The sequence below is a fragment of the Saccharospirillaceae bacterium genome (genome assembly GCA_022448365.1).
GTDB lineage: Bacteria > Pseudomonadota > Gammaproteobacteria > Pseudomonadales > Oceanobacteraceae > Bacterioplanoides.
Genome location: JAKVCS010000003.1, coordinates 1383229 through 1401482, shown reverse-complemented (window position 1 = coordinate 1401482; position 18254 = coordinate 1383229). Strand labels below are relative to the sequence as shown.

Annotated in this window: 19 protein-coding genes; 10 read left to right on the top strand and 9 right to left on the bottom strand. The window is 48.9% G+C overall.

The features are described 5' to 3' along the window. Window positions 1-78 precede the first annotated feature (78 nt). On the bottom strand, window positions 79-1164 hold the full coding sequence (locus MK185_09995) for a BMP family ABC transporter substrate-binding protein (protein ID MCH2040954.1): 1086 nt from the start codon (window positions 1162-1164) through the stop codon (window positions 79-81). A 178-nt stretch (window positions 1165-1342) separates the two neighbouring features. Then, on the bottom strand, window positions 1343-2245 hold the full coding sequence (locus MK185_09990) for an alpha/beta hydrolase (GenBank protein MCH2040953.1): 903 nt from the start codon (window positions 2243-2245) through the stop codon (window positions 1343-1345). 126 nt (window positions 2246-2371) lie between these two features. On the opposite strand from MK185_09990, the gene MK185_09985 reads away from it, so the two are divergent. Beyond that, entirely contained in the window at window positions 2372-3217 is an 846-nt protein-coding gene (locus MK185_09985; GenBank protein MCH2040952.1) for a phosphatase PAP2 family protein, read from the top strand. Window positions 3218-3429: 212 nt separating this feature from the next. Here MK185_09985 and MK185_09980 read toward each other — a convergent pair whose 3' ends face one another. The 6 genes from MK185_09980 to gpmI all read right to left on the bottom strand — a co-directional run bounded on the left by MK185_09980 (window position 3430) and on the right by gpmI (window position 10320). Then, on the bottom strand, window positions 3430-4851 hold the full coding sequence (locus MK185_09980; GenBank protein ID MCH2040951.1) for an FAD-binding protein: 1422 nt from the start codon (window positions 4849-4851) through the stop codon (window positions 3430-3432). A 2-nt stretch (window positions 4852-4853) separates the two neighbouring features. Continuing rightward, complete coding sequence (locus tag MK185_09975) at window positions 4854-5147, bottom strand: c-type cytochrome (GenBank protein MCH2040950.1); 294 nt, start codon at window positions 5145-5147, stop codon at window positions 4854-4856. Between the two features lie 154 nt (window positions 5148-5301). Beyond that, window positions 5302-6138, bottom strand: a complete 837-nt coding sequence (locus MK185_09970; GenBank protein ID MCH2040949.1) for a divergent polysaccharide deacetylase family protein — start codon at window positions 6136-6138, stop codon at window positions 5302-5304. Beyond that, on the bottom strand, window positions 6135-7547 hold the full coding sequence (locus MK185_09965; protein ID MCH2040948.1) for a S41 family peptidase: 1413 nt from the start codon (window positions 7545-7547) through the stop codon (window positions 6135-6137). The genes MK185_09970 and MK185_09965 overlap by 4 nt, the downstream gene beginning before the upstream one ends. An 82-nt stretch (window positions 7548-7629) precedes the next feature. Continuing rightward, complete coding sequence (locus tag MK185_09960; GenBank protein ID MCH2040947.1) at window positions 7630-8754, bottom strand: peptidoglycan DD-metalloendopeptidase family protein; 1125 nt, start codon at window positions 8752-8754, stop codon at window positions 7630-7632. A gap of 24 nt (window positions 8755-8778) precedes the next feature. Beyond that, complete coding sequence (gene gpmI, locus MK185_09955; protein ID MCH2040946.1) at window positions 8779-10320, bottom strand: 2,3-bisphosphoglycerate-independent phosphoglycerate mutase; 1542 nt, start codon at window positions 10318-10320, stop codon at window positions 8779-8781. 245 nt (window positions 10321-10565) lie between these two features. Between gpmI and MK185_09950 the strand changes: the two genes are divergently transcribed. After that, a complete protein-coding gene (locus MK185_09950; protein ID MCH2040945.1) occupies window positions 10566-10979 on the top strand; it encodes a rhodanese-like domain-containing protein in 414 nt (137 codons plus the stop codon). 36 nt (window positions 10980-11015) lie between these two features. Continuing rightward, a complete protein-coding gene (gene secB / locus MK185_09945) occupies window positions 11016-11486 on the top strand; it encodes a protein-export chaperone SecB (GenBank protein MCH2040944.1) in 471 nt (156 codons plus the stop codon). A 94-nt stretch (window positions 11487-11580) separates the two neighbouring features. Here secB and trmL read toward each other — a convergent pair whose 3' ends face one another. Continuing rightward, a complete protein-coding gene (gene trmL, locus MK185_09940; protein ID MCH2040943.1) occupies window positions 11581-12045 on the bottom strand; it encodes a tRNA (uridine(34)/cytosine(34)/5-carboxymethylaminomethyluridine(34)-2'-O)-methyltransferase TrmL in 465 nt (154 codons plus the stop codon). A gap of 125 nt (window positions 12046-12170) precedes the next feature. Between trmL and MK185_09935 the strand changes: the two genes are divergently transcribed. From MK185_09935 to MK185_09905, 7 genes are read left to right on the top strand one after another with little or no spacing between them, the layout of a single operon-like run. Continuing rightward, entirely contained in the window at window positions 12171-13109 is a 939-nt protein-coding gene (locus MK185_09935; protein MCH2040942.1) for a hypothetical protein, read from the top strand. Further along, window positions 13093-13752, top strand: a complete 660-nt coding sequence (locus MK185_09930) for a hypothetical protein (protein ID MCH2040941.1) — start codon at window positions 13093-13095, stop codon at window positions 13750-13752. The genes MK185_09935 and MK185_09930 overlap by 17 nt, the downstream gene beginning before the upstream one ends. Beyond that, window positions 13749-14408, top strand: coding sequence for a hypothetical protein (locus tag MK185_09925; GenBank protein MCH2040940.1), 660 nt, complete (start codon window positions 13749-13751; stop codon window positions 14406-14408). Before MK185_09930 ends, MK185_09925 begins: the two co-directional genes overlap by 4 nt. Further along, complete coding sequence (locus tag MK185_09920; protein ID MCH2040939.1) at window positions 14401-14748, top strand: hypothetical protein; 348 nt, start codon at window positions 14401-14403, stop codon at window positions 14746-14748. The genes MK185_09925 and MK185_09920 overlap by 8 nt, the downstream gene beginning before the upstream one ends. 8 nt (window positions 14749-14756) lie before the next feature. After that, entirely contained in the window at window positions 14757-16376 is a 1620-nt protein-coding gene (mshL, locus tag MK185_09915) for a pilus (MSHA type) biogenesis protein MshL (protein ID MCH2040938.1), read from the top strand. 11 nt (window positions 16377-16387) lie between these two features. Then, window positions 16388-17290, top strand: a complete 903-nt coding sequence (locus MK185_09910; protein ID MCH2040937.1) for an AAA family ATPase — start codon at window positions 16388-16390, stop codon at window positions 17288-17290. Then, window positions 17287-18252: a hypothetical protein gene (locus MK185_09905; protein MCH2040936.1), complete on the top strand. Its 966-nt coding sequence runs from the start codon at window positions 17287-17289 to the stop codon at window positions 18250-18252. The genes MK185_09910 and MK185_09905 overlap by 4 nt, the downstream gene beginning before the upstream one ends. The last annotated feature ends 2 nt before the right edge of the window (window positions 18253-18254 follow it).

The following is an 18254-nucleotide window of genomic DNA, read 5'->3' as shown; positions in this document are numbered from 1 at the left end:
CAGCAAACAACAACGATTTAAGACGGCCTTAGTCAGGCGTTGGCCCTGTGGGAGCAATCTCGCAGGGCTTTTTTATGATCAGAAAAATAACAGCGAACCTTTGACACCATCAACGTACCAATTCATTCGGTCCAGTTCATCATCGCTCAATGACTGTCCTTCTTTGACACGTGTTCGGCCGCGATGATTCACAATCGGGCCAACAAAAATCTGTTTTTCTCCGGCAATAATGTCGGCTTGTATGCGTTCGATTTCTGCACGAACAAGCGGTGGTATTTGATTGCTTAAGTTACTCAGCCTGGAGGTTGAATCCTTCATACCTGCCCATTCGCTGCTGCTTGTCCAGCGGTTATCCAGTGCTGCCTGAATGCGTTTGATGTAATAAGGCGCCCAGTCATGAACCACAGAAACCAGATGATACTCGGGCGCATATGCTGACATATCCGAATGGTAGCCAATCACATAGACCTGACGTTTTTCCGCAGCCTTAGCCACTGCCGGGGAGTCGGTATGGTGAGTCATCACATCGGCACCTTTATCCATCAGTTTGTTGGCGAGCCGGGTGGCTTTCTCCGGTGCGTACCAGGCTTTTGCCCACTCAACTTCGACCTCAGCGTCTGGATTGGCGGCTTTTACGCCCAGCGTAAAGGCATTAATGCCACGGATCACCTCTGGCACTGCGTGCGCCGCGACATAACCGATCTTGCCACTGCGGGTCATGTTGCCAGCGATGATGCCAGCCAGGTAGCGCGGCTGGTATGCGCGGGTTGCATAGTTGGCAAGATTATCGGCCCGGCGATTACCGGTGGCGTGTTCGAATTTAACCTGAGGATTTTGGCGCGCAATACTGGCCGACGGAATCATATAACCAAGGGAAGTGGCGAAGACGATGTCGTTTTCATCGGCCAGCTGTTGCAGCACCTGACGGGATGCACGACCCTCTGGCACAAACTCAACAAAACTGGTTTCAACCCTTTTACCAAACTGGCGCTCAATGGCCTGCCTGCCAAGCTCGTGCTGGTGGCTCCAGCCAACCGCATTAGCTGGACCAACATAGATAAATGCCGCTTTTATTGCAGCCAGAGTTGGCAGACTGGTCAGAAATACCATGGCCAACAGTAAAGAGCGAAGAATGGTGCCAGAATGACCGGAAAATTGCAGCATTGGTAACCTACAAATCAAAGTACAAAAAATAGTCGGCACATTTTCCTGATTGACTGGTCAAAAATCAAACGGAACCGATAACTCTGCGGTTACCAAAAGCAAAGTCGCTCCTTTGGGTTTACTACGGGGTGTTTTGTGAACAGGGTAGTGGGGGATCAAGAGGTCTCCCGTCTAGCGATCAGCTCTGCAAAAAAGTTCGGACATCGGCTGCGGACTGCTGCGGCAATTCCTCCATCGGCAAATGACCACAGTTGTCATACATAATGGCTTCGGCGCCTGGAATGCGGTCAGTAAATTTTTGCAGGTGGCTGGCTGGAATCCATTTGTCCTGTTTGCCCCACATCACCAGTGTGGGTTGTTGAATCTGCGCAAGGTAAGAAGTATCGAAGCCGATGTGATTACGGATATAGGTAATAACTCTGGTGCCTGCCTGGCGATTTCCCGGGCGTCGCATCATGTCGTAATAACGATCCAGTATGGTGTCTGTCAGTTTCTGTGGCTGGGCGTACGTTCCTTTCACCAGATTATGTACCAGTTGGCGGGGTAGCGCAGTGTGATTGAGAGACCAGCCTGCGAATGGCACTCCCATACCAACCAGCGCCATCGGTGGAATAAACAGAAATCCGGCACTGTCGATCAGAATCAGTTTGCTGACCTTTTCAGGATAACGATAAGCGAATTCATAGCTCATCCAGCCACCCAGTGAATTTCCGGCTATCGCACATTGCTGGATATCCAGAGCAGCGGTAAAGGCATTCAGGAAATCACTGTACAGATGTTGGGTGACACCGTTTGGGTGTGCACCGGTGATACCAAAGTTCGGCATATCGAGACTGATAATACGGTATTCATTACTGAGAATATCGGTCCAGTCGAGCCAGTTATGCAGGGAGGAAAAGATGCCATGAATACACAACAGCACCGGACCATGGCCGACATCACGATAATGTACCTGCATACCATCGATTTCAATGAAACGAGAATCGGAAAGACAATGCCGCTGCTTGACTGTTTCTAGTGACAGGCCCCAGTGCTCACCGTTGATCAGGTCACTGATATTCTGCCAGTAGTTGATTAACATGCTTATGCTTCCAAGTTTCATGAATACTGTTATTGTGCACAACCCCGCCAGCCTGAACAGGGACAATCTTGCCGAACTGCGGGTGATGTAAGACAAGTTGTCGAGTGACGTGAGAACAATAAGGAGATGATGGTGTTAAACCGGTTTAATCATTTGCGCCCGGATTTGCCTGTTTGGCAGAGGGTATTGCTGGGTATCCTGGTATTTATCTATTTTGAAGTAGGTTATCTGTGGGGGCAGCGCGGCCATAATATCGAAACGTCATTTTACGGCAACAGCGAGTGGGATGCATTGGTGCCGTTAATTCCGGAGTTTATTGTCCCTTATACGCTTGGGTATATTTTTGTATTGATTCCCATGCTGCTGTTTAAACACAAGGCCGATTATTTCTGGGGGGCCAGTATCTTTATTATTGGCATGTCGTTGGCGTTTCTGATTTTCAAGTTTTTTCCGGTTTATATGGATAAAGATTACGCCACCGGGGATGATATTTTTTCACGGCTCACTTACCACCAACAGTACAGCGATACTGACTACAATAATTGTCCAAGCCTGCATGTATCGTTGAATTTATATTGCTGGATTTTATTGTTTATTAAATTTGGCCGACCAATGTTATGGCTGGCCTGGATGCCTGTTACGATTATGGCATCGACGGTTCTGGTGAAGCAGCATCTACTGATGGATATTGCCGCTGGAATCGCCTGGGGAGGCTTGATGGGGGCTGGCTTTTATTGGGCCCGATTTAAACTGAAAAGCAGTGAATCAATCGGTAAATGGTTATTCCGTCTGTGTCTGGTATTTATTGTGATTGTACTGGCGCTGAATCTTAAGCACATGGCCAGAGCTTTCGAATTATTCAGTATGTTTGTTGCTGAAGGCAGTGGTGTCATTCTGGCAACGGTGATAATTACGGTGCTGGCATTGCTGGCTCTCAGGCTGATTAACCGTAATAGTAGCAAACCCGTATAAGGTCTTCAGTGGGCATGTCATTGTCTGACCGTTTCACCGGTAGCAATAAAAAAGCGGCCACAAAAGGCCGCTGAAAGCAGGGTGAAATCGTTGACGCGAATTTTACCCTTGGATGAAATAAGCATGGCCTATTTCAGGTGCACTGGTAATCCTTTACCTTGAACTCCATATTTTTTGCGTTACCCCTTTTGCGTTACCCCCTGATGCTGGAGCTAAACGCCCAGTGTGTAACGCAGGTGATCGTTCATGAAACGACCATCCGGGTCCATTTCCTGACGAATGCGCTTAAAGTCATCGAAACGATCATAGCGGGCGGCAAATTCATTGGCGTTCAGTGTGTGAATCTTGCCCCAATGCGGTCGGCCGTCGTATTTCCAGAAAATTGGCTCAATCGCAGCAAAATACTTTTTATAATCTTTATCGTGAAAGTTATGGCAGCTGATCGCGAAGCCGTCACGTTGATAAAACGGGCTTAACCAAACATCATCACCCTGGATATAACGTGCTTCGATCGGGAATACGACCGGGATATTCTGCTTTTCAATAGTGTCGAGAATCTCTCGTAAACACTGTGGTCCGACTTCCGCCGGCACCGTGTATTCCATTTCATTAAAACGGATATCACGCAGATTGCCGTAGATCTCCCACGATTTACCGTAGCGGGTTTCCGGTTCAACACCACTGGCTCCCATGTTCACTAACCAGGCGCGCAGAAACGGAGCGTAATCGATGACATTGGATAACATCCGGAAAGCTTCATAAGCATCGCCACTGGCTTTTGGTTGCTCGGTCGGGATGTCTTTTTCTTCAACTTTGTCGAGGCTGATGCCCAGCATGTAGTCGCCGTGTGGCAGCGCGTACATTTCATAGTGGCGGTGCTTGTCGCGCAGCTCTTCGGCGCGCTCCAGGCCTTCGTCTTTGGACATCATCCAGCTGTGTTCTTTCAGATAATAAGCTTTGTCGGCTTTGATGCGGGCTTTAGTGACAATACCCAGCGCACCCAGGTTGTTACGGGCCGCATTGAACAGATCGGCGTTGTTGCTTGGCGAGCATTCGGTGATATTACCGGCGGCATCAGCAATTCGCAGTTGAGTGACCTGGGTCGACAGAGAGCCGAGATCCTTTCCTGTACCGTGGGTTGAGGTTGCCAGTGCACCGCCAAATGCCTGTGAGTCGATGTCCGACATGTTCAACATCGACATATCGTGTTTCCACAACTTCTTACCAATTTGCGATAAACGGGTGCCGGCCCATACATCGGCTTCCATGGTTTCCGGATTAACGTTTTCGATACCTCGCAAGCGAGCCAGAGAGAGCAGAGTCTGATTGGTAGGCACTAAACCGGAGAAGCTATGGCCCGATCCAACGGCACGAATATTCTGGTTGGCGTTGCGAATGGCATCCAGCAGCTGTTCTTCATTTTTAGGTACCCAGCGCTCGTTTGGCTGACAATTCTGGTTACCCGACCAGTTGCTCCAGGGTAATACGCGTCTTCCATCCTTACCGATGATGCCAGCGGGTGCTGCTTTCTTTTCCTGATTAGAGCATGCGGTGGTTGTGCCACCTGCCAGTAAGCCGATCCCTGCGGTTTTCAGCAGGTTACGGCGACTCATTGGAATACGATCAAAATTCATGGTTATTTCTCCGTCGCCATATAACGCACCAGCGCTTCAATATCTTCTGGCGTGCATTCGTTACAAGTACCCATCGCTGGCATATTGCCAACACCTGCAATGGCGTTGTTGACCGTTTCTGCCATGCCTTTGTCCAGCACATCTTCCCATTCGTCGGTAAATGCCTGAGGAGCGCCAGATGCATCAATAGCATGACAAGACGTGCAATACAGGTCGTAAAGTTCAATGGTGTAATCGTCGGTTGCCAGGGTCATCGGGCTGACCAGGCACAGCAGCCAGAACACAGAATTGCGCATGGTGATTCTCGTCATCGTTGTTATCTGCAGGATGTTGTTATTAGTGCCTGCTAAAGGTTACCTAAAATGGAACGATGGTACAAATAAAAAGCCAATCGGCACGACACTGATTGGCTCTGGCCTGAGATATCAGTGGCTGTTGCCGTTACCGGATTTACAAATCCGGCTGTTTAAAAGGCTTCAGATGATAGCGTGAAGACGGACCGGGTACCTCGTTCCAGAGACGATCGTACAGGTATTGATGTGCACTGTGGAGTTTAATCGGAGGTTGGCCCGAATGGTTCAACTTTGCCTCGAGAAACTCCAGTGTTTCCGGGTACGGGTGGCCTATCACTACCGCAATACCGCGGCTTTTTGCAAGATTGACCGCTTTGTCGAATTGGCGCGATATTGCCTTTGGTGCCACGACATGATCAAGAAAAACATCGCGCGTCAGGTAGGGTAATCCAGCCGCTGCCGCGTGTTGAGAAGCAACGCTGCGGGCTGTCGTGAGACTGTCAACAAAGAACATGCCTTGTTGTTGTAGCGTTTGCATAACCACTGACATGGCTTTGGGGTTTTCTGTCAGCAAGCTGCCCATGTGATTATTGACGCCTTTGGCCAATGGCACGGCCTCAAGGTTATCCAGCAGAGTTTGACGCCACTGTTGTTCGTTCATCTCTGAGGTCATTGCGCCAGGCCCTAATTGCGCGTTGTTTTTGTTTGCCATGGGTGAGTGCAGCATGATGCTGTGGCCTCGACTTCGGGCCTGCTTGGCTAATGATCGGGCGAATGGTGTATGAGGCAGAAAAGCAAGATTGAGTGGGCCCGGTAATGCCAGCGTGCGTTGTCCCAGTTTTTTATTATTACCAATATCATCAATAATAATAATCAGGTTCACTTCGCTGTTGTCAGCGGCGGTTGCAGAGGCAAAGGTTGCTGACAACAGTGCGATGAAAAAGGCGAAAAAAAAGCCGGGCAGCCAGCCCGGCTTTTGGTAGAGCATGATCATGGTTGTTGAGAGTTCGCCTCAGACAGGGTGCTGTTTTTACCATTGTCAGTTGCAGAACGTTTTGCGGAAGTCTTGCCAGAGGTCGGCGACAAAATCGTTACACCACGCAACAAGGTGTGAGCTTCGTACAATTGAAAGTCTTTTTTCAGTAGCTCATTCGGTCCAATGGTATCGCCGGTATCTTCCGTCTGCGGCTCAGACGCTTCATTGTCGTCTTCCGAATTTTTCAAGTGTCCAGGCAGATCGGATTCTTTGTAGAAACGATTTTCATACGGTGTTACTTCGCTTTGTTCTACCCGGATATCGGGTTCAATACCGTGTGCCTGGATCGAACGACCATCCGGGGTAAAGTAACGTGCCGTAGTGAGCTTGATTGCTTCATCATTGGTAATAGGAAGTACGCTTTGTACTGAGCCTTTACCGAACGAACGGGTACCAACAATCACCGCTCTTTTATGATCCTGTAAAGCACCGGCAACAATTTCAGATGCAGAAGCTGAGCCGCCATTGATCAGTACGACCACGGGAATATCAGCGGCGACTGTGTGTTCGGTGGCGGAGAAACGTAATTCGGAATTCTGCGCACGGCCTTTGGTATAGACAATCAACCCTTCGCTGACAAAGGCATCGACAACTTCCACCGCAGCGTCGAGAACGCCACCCGGATTATTGCGCATGTCGAGAATTATGCCGTTCAGTGGCTGATCGTCAGAGGTCCACTGCTCGACAGCTTTGTTCAGCTCCGGCCCTGTTTTTTCCTGAAATTGGGTAATTCGGACGTAGCCGATATCTCCACTGAGCATTTCTGTGCGAACACTCGCGACTTTGATTTCGGCGCGCTCAAGCGTGAATGTCAGTAGTTCTTTCTCATTTTTGCGGCGCACTTCCAAAGTGATTTCGGAGCCGGGCGCACCGCGCATACGATCAACGGCATCACTTAATGTCATGCCCATGACCGCCTCTCCGTCAAGAGTGACAATCAGATCGCCACTTTTAATACCAACGCGTTGAGCCGGTGTGTCGTCAATCGGGGTTACAACACGGATCAGCCCATCTTCCATACCCACTTCAATACCAAGACCACCGAATTTACCTGAGGTATTCTCCTGAAGATCGCTGAATGCCTCCGGTTGAAGGTACGCCGAGTGTGGGTCGAGGGAAGTCAGCATGCCCTGAATCGCATATTCCAGCAGCGTTTTGTCATCCACTTCCTCAACATAGGAAGTACGGATGCGCTCAAAGATTTCAGTGAAGTTGCGCAGTTCACGCAGCGGCAGTTTCCCCGGTACCTCGACTTCATGGCCAATGTTCTGCTGTGCTGGTGGCTCTGCGAAAGCGGCCGGGGCCAGAGCCAGGCCAATAATAACGGAGCGGATCAGGTTTAAGGACGGCGCTGAAAACATGGGCATGAAAAAACTCAAAATAGAACGAATATCCTGAAGAATGGCACAAAAGTCATATCTTGAAAAACTTTCGCCAGTCATGAAGTGTTTAGCGTCGTTTCAGCCAAACGGCCGGGTCCTGTGGTCGTCCCTGGTGGCGGATTTCAAAATACAGATTAGCTTTGCCACTGTCTTGATTGATACCTGACAGAGCGAGAGTATCTCCCTGATTCACCCAGGTACCCACGTCGTGGAAAAGCGTCTGGTTATGAGCGTACAGGCTGAGGTAGCCATGACCGTGGTCAATAATCGTAATCAGACCAAAACCACGCAGCCAGTCGGAAAACACGACGCGGCCATGATGAACTGCACGTACCTTTTGTCCTTCCAGAGTATTAATCAGCCAGCCATCCCAGCGTGCGTGCTGATCACGGCGGTTGCCGAATGCTTTGCTGATGCGACCGCTGGCCGGTCTGGGTAACTTTCCTTTCATGGCACGAAAAGGTCTTTCATCGTTCTTACGGGGGCTATTGCTGATCAGGTTCTGTACTTCGCCGAGTAACTTTTCCAGTCGTTTCCGGTCCGTTTGTTTACGCCGTAATCGTTGCTCTTTGCTGGAAAGTTGTTTCGATAAACTGGCGAGTAGTTTCTTTTGCGCCTGTTTGCGGGTGGTTAATGCCCGATTTTGCTTCAGCAGGCGGCTCTCACTTTGTTGCAGTTTCCGCTCTTGTTGCAATATCTGCTCGGCGATGGTGTCGAGATGCTGCAGTTCTGCCAGTAAACGCTGAATATTTTTGATACGGGCAACGTTGAAGTAGTCGAAGTAGCGCATCATGCGCTGTGCTTGTTGTGGATCGTTCTGATTCAACAGCAGCTTCAGCGGTCCCTGATCTCCCAGTTTTTGCGCCGAGCGCAGTTGCTCGCCCAAATGCTGTCGATGTTGCTGCTTTAGTTCACGGAGCTGGCTTTGCTCCAGACGGAGCTTTTTTAGGCGGGATTGCTCCTCCTTAAGCTCGGTGCGCGTGCGTTCAATTTTTTTCAGGAGCTCGGCAATTTCCAGGTCGGATTTGCGTAACGCCTGATCCAGTTGGCTGTGTTCATCACGCGCAGTGTTCAGCCACTGTTCGAGCTTTTTGATTTCCTGCTTCAGATTACTCAGTTGTTGTTCATCATTAGCGACCGCCTTACCGCAGAGCAGCAGGGCGGTGAGTAAAAGCGTCGGGTATTTGAACATGGTGCGAATCCCTGCAGCAAGGTATCAGGAAAAGTCGATTAACGTATCACCGGCCATTTCTGCAGGCTGCTCCAGGCCCATCATAGCCAGTAGTGTCGGGGATACATCACACAGACGGCCAGGTTTAAGATCCAGCGGTTGATCACGATCATGCACGTAAATCATATCAACCGGGCCAGTGGTGTGCTGGGTCATAGGGCGACCCTGATCATCCACCATCATTTCAGCGTTACCGTGGTCGGCGGTGATCAGACACTCGCCTCCCACTGCCAGCAACGCTTCGGTAACGCGTTTCAGGCTGGCATCGATGGCCTCAGCTGCTTTCAAAGTTGCTTCGTAACTCCCGGTGTGACCGACCATATCGCCGTTGGCATAGTTGCAGATGATCAGGTCGTATTCTTGTGAACGAATCGCAGCGACCAGTTTGTCGGTGACTTCAGGTGCACTCATTTCCGGCTGTAAATCGTAAGTCGCGACATCCGGAGATTGGATTAACTCACGGGTTTCGCCTTCGTACAGTTCTTCGCGGCCACCCGAGAAGAAAAACGTGACGTGGGCGTATTTTTCGGTTTCTGCAATGCGTAATTGTTTCAGCCCCAGGCTAGAAACGTATTCGCCGATGCCGTTAACCAGTTTTTCCGGTGGGAATGCGCAGCTGGCCGGAATGGTTGCGGCATACTCTGTCATCATTACAAATTCGGATAGCTTGGGTGTGATCGTGCGTTCAAAGCCGTCGAAGTCCGCACCCTCTACAAAAGCGCGGGTCAGCTCACGGGCACGATCCGGCCGAAAGTTAAAAAAGATAATGCTATCGCCATCTTTCACTTGAGCATCGGCGTCACCAATAACGGTCGCCTGAACAAATTCGTCGTTCTCGTCGCGGTCATAAGCCGCCTGTAATGCGTCGATGCCATTCGCAGCAGTGAATGGCGCCTTACCTTCGGTCATGGCGGTATAGCCAGCTTCCACCCGGTCCCAGCGGTTGTCGCGATCCATTGAATAGAAACGTCCAATCAGCGTCGCCAGCTTGCCATTACCAACTTCTTCCAGCTTTTCCTCAATCAGTTTGATCGACGGTTCGGCGGAACGAGGTGGCATATCACGCCCATCCAGAATGCCATGTACATTGGAGCGCTTTACGCCTTTGGCTTTCGCCATTTCCAGCAATGCGATCAAGTGATCCTCATGGCTGTGCACGCCACCGGGAGATAACAGACCAACAAAGTGTACCGCTGCGTCGGCGGCAATGGCTTTATCCATGGCTGCTACCAGTGCTTCGTTATTTCGTAGCTCGTTGTCGGCAATGGTTTTGTTAATGCGGGTATAGTTCTGATAAACGATACGTCCGGCACCGAGGTTCATGTGACCCACTTCCGAATTACCCATCTGACCATCTGGCAAACCCACCGCAGCACCCGATGTTTGTACCAGCGCATTTGGATATTGCTCTAACAAACGGTTCCAGGTTGGGGTAGAAGCATTGGCGATCGCATTGTGTTCGGTCTCTTCACGATGGCCCCAGCCATCCAGGATGATCAGTGCAGTCGGAGTAGGACGTGACGTCATGTAAAAACACTCAACTCAGAAGTAGGGAAAAGGTCGGCATTGTACCTAAATTGGCTGGCTGCGGCATCAGTATCGATCATTGGGGTTGTAAAAGCTTAAAAAGCGCCCAAATAGAACTGACGACGGTGGTGGCCAGTTCGGCTGGGCGCTATACTGCGCGCTCAAAATTTTCGCCGTCATGATGCCTTGGTGCCTGCAGCACTGGCATTTGTGGTCATCAATCAGGTTAACAATATAGGTCTTGTATGGATCAGCTTTTCGAATTCATTGGCAATCACTGGTGGTTAGTGGGTATCTGGGGTGCATTTCTCGCAGCGCTGCTGTGGGATAACAATCAGCGTGCCGGTCAGACGGTATCAACGGCTCAAGCTACTCAACTGATTAACAAGGAAAACGCCGTGGTGCTGGATATTCGTGACAAAGGCGAATTTGGTAAGGGCCATCTGGCAAATGCCCTGAACATTCCTTACGCCAGTCTGGCAAACCGCATGAATGAGTTAACCATCCATAAAGAAAACCCCATCATTCTGGTATGTAAAACCGGTCAGACGGTGAGCATGGCAGGTAAAATGTTGCGTGAACAGGGCTACAATGCAGTACGCCTGAGCGGTGGCATGATGGAGTGGAATGCACAAAATCTGCCTGTGGTTAAGAAGTAATCCAGGCGTACAATCAGAGTTTAAGGATCTAAGACAATGGCAGAGAACCAAGCACAATTCGCACTGCAGCGTATTTACACCAAGGACGTTTCTTTTGAAGCGCCGAATGCACCCGCTGCTTTCACAAAAGAGTGGAAGCCAGAGATTAAACTTGATCTCAACTCCGGTGCCCGTAAATTGGACGAGCAGCACTTTGAAGTCACCATCAAAGTAACCATTACTGCGACAAATGCTGAAGAAACTGCATTTCTGGTGGAGCTAGAACAGGCTGGTTTGTTCACTATTGCTAATATCCCTGAGGAACAATTGCAGCCAATGCTGGGAGCGATGTGTCCGAACATCCTGTTCCCTTATCTGCGTGAGAGTGTTGATAGCCTGGTGGTAAAAGGTGGTTTCCCGGCTCTGATGCTGGCACCGATTAATTTTGACGCCTTGTATCAGCAGCGTGTTATGCAGGAACAACAGGCTCAGGCTGACAACAAAGAAGGTACAGAGACCATTCAATGAGTCTTGGATTCAGCCTTCATGAGAAAGCCGCAACCTGCGGCTTTTTTTGTGTCCGATGATTGGCTGAAAATACCGATACGAGTATCTCAGTAAGTTATAAAGCACCGTCATAACCAATCTGGCGCCAGGCTTCGTACACCATTACAGAGACACAATTTGATAAGTTCATACTGCGACTGTCAGCCATCATTGGCAGGCGCAACCATTGCTCAACCGGAAACTGCAATCTGATATTTTCGGGTAACCCACGTGTTTCCGGGCCAAACATCAGGTATTCGCCTTTTTTAAAACGAACTTCGGAATGGGTAGTCTTTCCCTTGGTCGTCAGGCAATAGAGGATATCTGGCTGTTCAGTAGCCATGAATTCTTCAAAGCTTTTATGAATTCTGACGTTGGCCCACTCGTGGTAATCGAGTCCGGCACGACGCAAAGCCTTTTCCTCCATATTGAAACCAAGAGGCTCTATCAGGTGCAGCTGGCAACCGGTATTGGCACACAAACGAATGATGTTACCAGTATTGGGTGGAATTTCAGGCTCGAATAAAACGATGTTAAACATGAAGTCAGGTCAATTTCCGCACTATCTTTTGGCGACATTATAGTCACGTCTGAACGGTAAGACTATGCATGTCAAAAGCTGGTCTACACTCTATTAAACATACCCGTGTTTTATAGAGGAACGCCATGCGTTGGCCCTTGCAGAAACAGAAGATCGACAATCAGCGGTGCCTGGGCATTGAGCTGCACAATGGTCAGGCGTTTGCTGTTCTTCGCGACGCCAGTGGTGTGATTGACCATTACCTGGCAAAAGATGACGAGCACGGTCTGGATGAAATGACCAATTGGCTCAGGCAGCAGGGTTACCAGCACCTTCCGGTTGTGATCTCTGTCGACAAAATTGATTACGAGCTACATCTGGTCGAGGCACCACAGGTGCCGGATGAAGAGCTCAGTGACGCGTTGCGTTTCCGTTTAAAAGATCTGGTTCATAAGCCGCTTGAGAAAATTGCGGTGCAAGCGTTTCGTTTACCGGCCGACGCGTATCGCGGGCGTATGGATATGGCCTTTGCCGCAGCCATTGAGAAAAGTCGCATTCGTCAGCTGGTTGATTGGTGTGAGCAAAACCAGTTGATCCTCGCTGAAATTACGATTCCTGAATTAAGCATGTTGCAGCTGGTGGCAGAAATGGAGCCGGAAACCAGCATCGGAGTATTACGCCTCGATTCCGCTGACGGCATGTTATATCTCTATCACAACGGGGGCCTGTATCTGGCTCGACCACTGGCGGTGGGAACCAATGATCTCGGTTTGCAGGATGGCGCAAGCGGCGATCTTAGTCTGGAAACTGGGAGTCGCATGGAAAAGCTGGCTCTGGAGTTACAGCGTTCGATGGATTACTTCGAAAGCCAGCTTGGGATGGGCAGTGTTGGTCAGATATGGGCATTAATTCCTGACAAGATCGAGCTGGACTCGGTCTTGCCCGAGCTTGAGGAAGTGGTCAACACGCCAATCCGTACCTTATCGCTCGACAGTAGTTTCAACCGTATGTCATCCGGTACTTCACTAACCGCCTCGCTGGCGACTGCGTTAGGAGGGAGTTTGTCTTATGAGTTGGCAGATTAAACAGCGCGTTAATTTTTTCACCGACGAGTTTAAGCCACCCCAGCTGCCGGACGAAGTTGCACGGTTGATTCTGATTCTGGCTGCAGTGACGTCGCTGATGCTGGTGGTGTTGGTATCCGCCTGGAGTTATTCAGGTTGGCAAGAGCGTGCTTTGGAGGCTGCTCGTCAGCAACAAGCATTTCTGCGCCAGCAGCTTGAAACCCTCAAAGCTGAGCGTCCCCCCCTGGCGGTTGATACTGGTCTGGAACAGCAAAAACAGCAGCAGGAACAGCGCTTGATAGCGCATCAGAAAATCCTGCGCTATCTGACACAAGGACAACTGCAACAGAGCTACTCTTTTACGCCCATGGTTGAGCAATTGGGAGAGCAGAATATTAAAGGTGTTTGGCTGCAAAGCTTTGCCATTGATGATCAGGGCCAACGTATCGGATTAAACGGTTATGTTGATGATCCGGCAAAATTATCTCCTTATGTCTCTTCTCTTGTGAATCGAAGCGCTTATAAAAATCGCGCGTTTCGTTTTATTGATCTACAAAAGAATGAAGATAACAGTTGGCTGAAATTTGAGTTAGATACCCGCGCCCGTGACAAGCAAGATAAGGCCGACCTGATGGAGCAGCTGGCAGTGGGAGAACAACAATGAATTGGTGGCAGCAACCTCATATTGCCCGCGCAATCAATGCCTATCTGGCTCTGAATGAGCGTGAAAAGATACTGGCAAAAATTACAATCAGTGCGTTACTGGTTTTTATCTTTATATTTTTTCTTATTGAACCGTTTTTCTCATCGGCTGTATCTCAACAAGATGAGACGTCGTTGCTGAAGGCTGAAAACAGTCGTTTCGAACAGCAACTGCAGGAATTACAGAACACCCCAGTTATTGATCCGAATCAGGTATTGCGTGATCAAATAGAAGCACTGGAAGCGGAATCGCAAAATATTCAGCTGCGCATAGCAAATCTCACCGATGCTTTGGTGTCACCAGAAAATATGGTTGAAATTCTGGAGCAAATGCTCACTCAGGATCAGCGTCTCAAAGTGACCAGTCTGGTGAGTATGCCCAAAGAACAGATTGAGCTTGAAGAAGAGGATGGTCAAAGTCTCCTTTTTCGCCATGGTTTAAAGATAACGGTAACAGCGACTTACCCGAGTCTGGTTGCGTATTTAAAACGGCTCGATGCTTTGAAATGGCGCGTTTACTGGCAATCGCTGGAATATAAAGTGAGCCGCTACCCCAAAGGTGAGCTGACCCTCGAGGTGTATACCCTCAGTACGCGTGAGGAGGTGTTAGGTGCGTAGTGTCTTTATTTACTTTGTACTGATTACGTCCTGGCCGTGGTTTGTTGCCCAGGCAGCTGACCCGACTCAACCGCCAGGCTGGATGAGCACCCATCAGCCGGCTAAAAAACAGGTGATTGATCGCAGCCAGTTTAATTTACAGCAAATACTCAGTCGCAATGGAAGTCGTATCGCGGTGATTAATAACCAGCTGGTCAAAACTGGAGATAAAGTTGCCGGAGCTAAGGTGATTGCAATTCAAACGGACTCGGTTGTCCTGAATATCTCGCAAAAACGATTAATCCTGTCTTTACTTAATAAAACAAAAGTATCTGTTAGCCGATCAGATAATAGGAATTAGTGATACCAATGAGACTATTAACTCAAGTTCGTCGGCAAGGTAGCAAGATCACAGCCGCAGGTCTGGCCCTGTCGTTACTCGGTTGTTCAACGACCGCCGAGAAACCTGAAACGGAAGCTGTTGCTCAGCCTGCTGAAGTATTACTGCAAACGGAGCCTTTGCCACGCAGAGTGCGGATTTTTGATCCGGAGCAACTGTTGCCTGAGATTGATACACCAACACCGGATAGTGAAACCCGGTTTGATGTGGTTGCGCGTCAGGTGCCGGCAAAAACATTTTTTAATAGCCTGGTTGAGGGAACGGATCAGAACCTGGTGGTTCACCCAGATGTGAAAGGTGAAATATCGCTGAACGTTAAGAACGTCACCTTACTGGAATCGTTATCCGCTGTGCGTGATATTTATGGCTTTGATTTTAATCAATCAGTGTATGGCATTCAGATATTACCGCGTCAGCAACGGACTGAAATTTTCCCGATAAATTATCTTAACGTAAAGCGAGAAGGTAAGTCGGGGATGCGGGTCAGCAGCGGTCAGGTAAGCAGCAAAACCACGAATTCTGGCAATAATTCAGGCAGTGACAATAACACCAGCCAGACCCAAACACAGACCATTAATACCTCGCGCGTTGAAACCAAATCCGGTACTGATTTCTGGAGCAATCTGCATAAAACGCTGCAGTTAATGATCAGTAGCGAACAAGATGCTCAGGTTGTGGTTGACCCCCATGCTGGTATCGTGATTGTAAAAGGCATGCCTAATACCATTGCAACCATTGAGCACTACCTGAATAAAGCTGAATTGAGTGTACAAAAACAGGTTCTGATCGAAGCAAAAATTATTGAAGTAACATTGAATGATGGTTTTCAGTCAGGAATTAACTGGAATACATTATCAGCACGTAGCAGTAAGAATTCCTGGGATACTGGTCTGACATCCGAACAGTTGGCGAATCCCGATCGTATTCAGGGAATTTTCTCGTTAAATTTCAATGTTGGAGACTTTGCTGGTGCTTTACAGCTGTTGGAGACACAAGGTGATGTCAAAGTACTTTCAAGCCCAAGAATTGCGACCGTTAATAACCAGAAAGCGGTTATTAAAGTGGGAACTGATGAGTTCTTTGTAACCGAAATAACCAATAATACAACGACATCCAATACCGCTACGACAGAAGCGCCAGAAATTGAACTGACCCCTTTCTTTTCAGGAATCGCTTTGGATGTGACACCGCAGGTTGGCGATAAAGATGAAGTCATTCTCCACGTTCATCCAACGGTAACCGAAGTCGAAGAACGGGTTAAAACCATTGCCTTGGGTGACAGCGACTATAACCTGCCACTGGCCTTCAGCCGGGTACGTGAAACCGATTCTATTGTAAAAGCCCTCTCCGGTCAGATTGTGGTAATCGGTGGTTTGATGCAGACCCGTCAGCAAATCACGGAAGCCAGTGTACCGCTGCTGGGAGATATTCCGGTTCTTGGTTGGTTATTTCGCCAGGAGCGTCGCCAGGTATTACAAAGCGAACTGGTTATCCTGCTGCAGCCAAAAGTCATTGGTTCTGCACTGAGTAAGGAGCAAATAGACTATTTGAACAAGCGCTATTCTCAGGTGCTGATTCAGGAGAGTTGATTGTGGAAGCAATGCGATTGGCCAGTGACTGCAGTCGATTTTATGGTCTGACCGAATCCCCGTTCGGACTGACACCCAATACCGATTTCTATGTTGATCTTCCCAGCCAGAAGCGGGCATTTGATATGCTGATATACGCTCTGGCATCGGGCGAGGGTTTTATCAAAGTTACCGGTGAAGTCGGCACGGGTAAAACCATGTTATGCCGGCGTTTACTCAATATGCTGGAACAGCAGGATTTCATCAGTGCTTATATTCCCAATCCAGCGGTGGATGCCGACGGTTTGTGGCGCGCAATCGCACGCGAGTTTGCTATTGATTATTCTCAGTTTCCTGACAGTGCTGCGTTGAGAGCAGAACTGGAAAAATATCTCATTCGTTGTGCATTAAATAAAGAAAAAGTGGTATTGGTTATCGATGAAGCGCAATCGATGCCAGAAAAAACACTTGAAGCGGTACGTCTTATTTCAAATCTCGAGACTGAAAAACAAAAGTTGGTACAAATCGTTTTATTTGGTCAACCGGAATTGGACCGGACCTTAAAGCAAGAAAATATGCGTCAGCTCTATCAACGTATTACTTCCTCCTCAAAACTGAATCCTCTGAATAATCACGACAGTCTTGCTTTGTATTTGCAGCAACGCATGTGTCTTGCTGGTTATAAGGGACTGCCGGTGTTTTCTAAAAAAGCGATTCAGCGTTTATGGCGTGCGACACGAGGCGTTCCCAGATTGGTCAATATCATAGCTAATAAAGCATTACTGGTTGGCTACGGGGCTGGCAGTCTTCAACTAGAAGCACGTCATGTCGATCTGGCTATCAAAGACAGCGAGTTTTCGTACAGTGACGACAGTAAAAAAATTCCCTGGTTTTACCTCGTTCTGTTGGCGGCCACGGCAGTGGTGGCTTTATGAGTCTGGTGCATCAGGTATTGCGTAATATCGATGATCGCGAAGATCAGGATATTGTTATTGTTCCGGAAGCGCTGCAGCTGGAAAAAAAGTCGTCAGCCAATTGGTGGTTTGTGTCGCTGGTCGTGATTTCTGTTTTGATCATGGCTCTCGCTTTTTGGTTTTGGCGTGGCCAGACGGTGCTTAACCCTCCGAAAGCTGAGAGTAGTTCTGTTGTGACGGCTACTGCCGAGGTTAAAGATACGGTTGAAGCTGCAGTGGCACCAGTAGAACCAGAGACGCCATTAGTCACTGATAATAAGCTACCACTGAAGACAGAACCCGCTGATGCTTTGCAAGGATCACAAACAGGCAGTGTTGAGTTCAACGAATCTCAGGTGACGCCTGCTGCTGTTAAAGTGGTGGAGGAACCTGTGGTCGCATCAAAACAGCGGGCAATCCCGATAAAGCGTCCTGCTGCCCGGGAAGGCAGCCACTTATTGATCAGTCAGCGTGATCAGCAATCGCATCAGCAATATACGTACATGCTGACTCTGATGCGTCAGAAGCAATGGACAAAAGCAGGCGGTATTGCTGAGGACTTACTGCAATCTGACGGACTCGATCCATCTCTGCGACAGAAACTTTTGCACAACAAATTACGGATATTACTTGAGGAAAAGCAATTCGATCAGTTCCTCAGTTTTTATAATCAACATCAGGGAACGGATTCTATTGGCTGGTTGAGCACTGCAGCCCCAGGTCTGCATATGATGGCAGCTTACCCAGAAGCTGCAGCCAGTTATCAAAGGCTGATCGACAAACAGCCTACGGTGGTTAACTGGCCAATTGCGTTAGCTCTGGTACTGGAACAACAAGGCAAGCAACAGCAGGCACAGAATCTGTTCAGTGATATTTTAGCCAGCTACTCACTGCAAGACGGTCAGCGTCGCTGGGTGGAAAATAAACTGGAAGGCCTGAGGTAATT

Coding starts and splice junctions, on each gene's coding strand:
- MK185_09995 (MCH2040954.1), bottom strand. CDS start 1,164: ATGCTGCAATTTTCCGGTCATTCTGGCACCATTCTTCGCTCTTTACTG.
- MK185_09990 (MCH2040953.1), bottom strand. CDS start 2,245: ATGTTAATCAACTACTGGCAGAATATCAGTGACCTGATCAACGGTGAG.
- MK185_09985 (MCH2040952.1), top strand. CDS start 2,372: ATGATGGTGTTAAACCGGTTTAATCATTTGCGCCCGGATTTGCCTGTT.
- MK185_09980 (MCH2040951.1), bottom strand. CDS start 4,851: ATGAATTTTGATCGTATTCCAATGAGTCGCCGTAACCTGCTGAAAACC.
- MK185_09975 (MCH2040950.1), bottom strand. CDS start 5,147: ATGCGCAATTCTGTGTTCTGGCTGCTGTGCCTGGTCAGCCCGATGACC.
- MK185_09970 (MCH2040949.1), bottom strand. CDS start 6,138: ATGATCATGCTCTACCAAAAGCCGGGCTGGCTGCCCGGCTTTTTTTTC.
- MK185_09965 (MCH2040948.1), bottom strand. CDS start 7,547: ATGCCCATGTTTTCAGCGCCGTCCTTAAACCTGATCCGCTCCGTTATT.
- MK185_09960 (MCH2040947.1), bottom strand. CDS start 8,754: ATGTTCAAATACCCGACGCTTTTACTCACCGCCCTGCTGCTCTGCGGT.
- gpmI (MCH2040946.1), bottom strand. CDS start 10,320: ATGACGTCACGTCCTACTCCGACTGCACTGATCATCCTGGATGGCTGG.
- MK185_09950 (MCH2040945.1), top strand. CDS start 10,566: ATGGATCAGCTTTTCGAATTCATTGGCAATCACTGGTGGTTAGTGGGT.
- secB (MCH2040944.1), top strand. CDS start 11,016: ATGGCAGAGAACCAAGCACAATTCGCACTGCAGCGTATTTACACCAAG.
- trmL (MCH2040943.1), bottom strand. CDS start 12,045: ATGTTTAACATCGTTTTATTCGAGCCTGAAATTCCACCCAATACTGGT.
- MK185_09935 (MCH2040942.1), top strand. CDS start 12,171: ATGCGTTGGCCCTTGCAGAAACAGAAGATCGACAATCAGCGGTGCCTG.
- MK185_09930 (MCH2040941.1), top strand. CDS start 13,093: ATGAGTTGGCAGATTAAACAGCGCGTTAATTTTTTCACCGACGAGTTT.
- MK185_09925 (MCH2040940.1), top strand. CDS start 13,749: ATGAATTGGTGGCAGCAACCTCATATTGCCCGCGCAATCAATGCCTAT.
- mshL (MCH2040938.1), top strand. CDS start 14,757: ATGAGACTATTAACTCAAGTTCGTCGGCAAGGTAGCAAGATCACAGCC.
- MK185_09910 (MCH2040937.1), top strand. CDS start 16,388: ATGCGATTGGCCAGTGACTGCAGTCGATTTTATGGTCTGACCGAATCC.
- MK185_09905 (MCH2040936.1), top strand. CDS start 17,287: ATGAGTCTGGTGCATCAGGTATTGCGTAATATCGATGATCGCGAAGAT.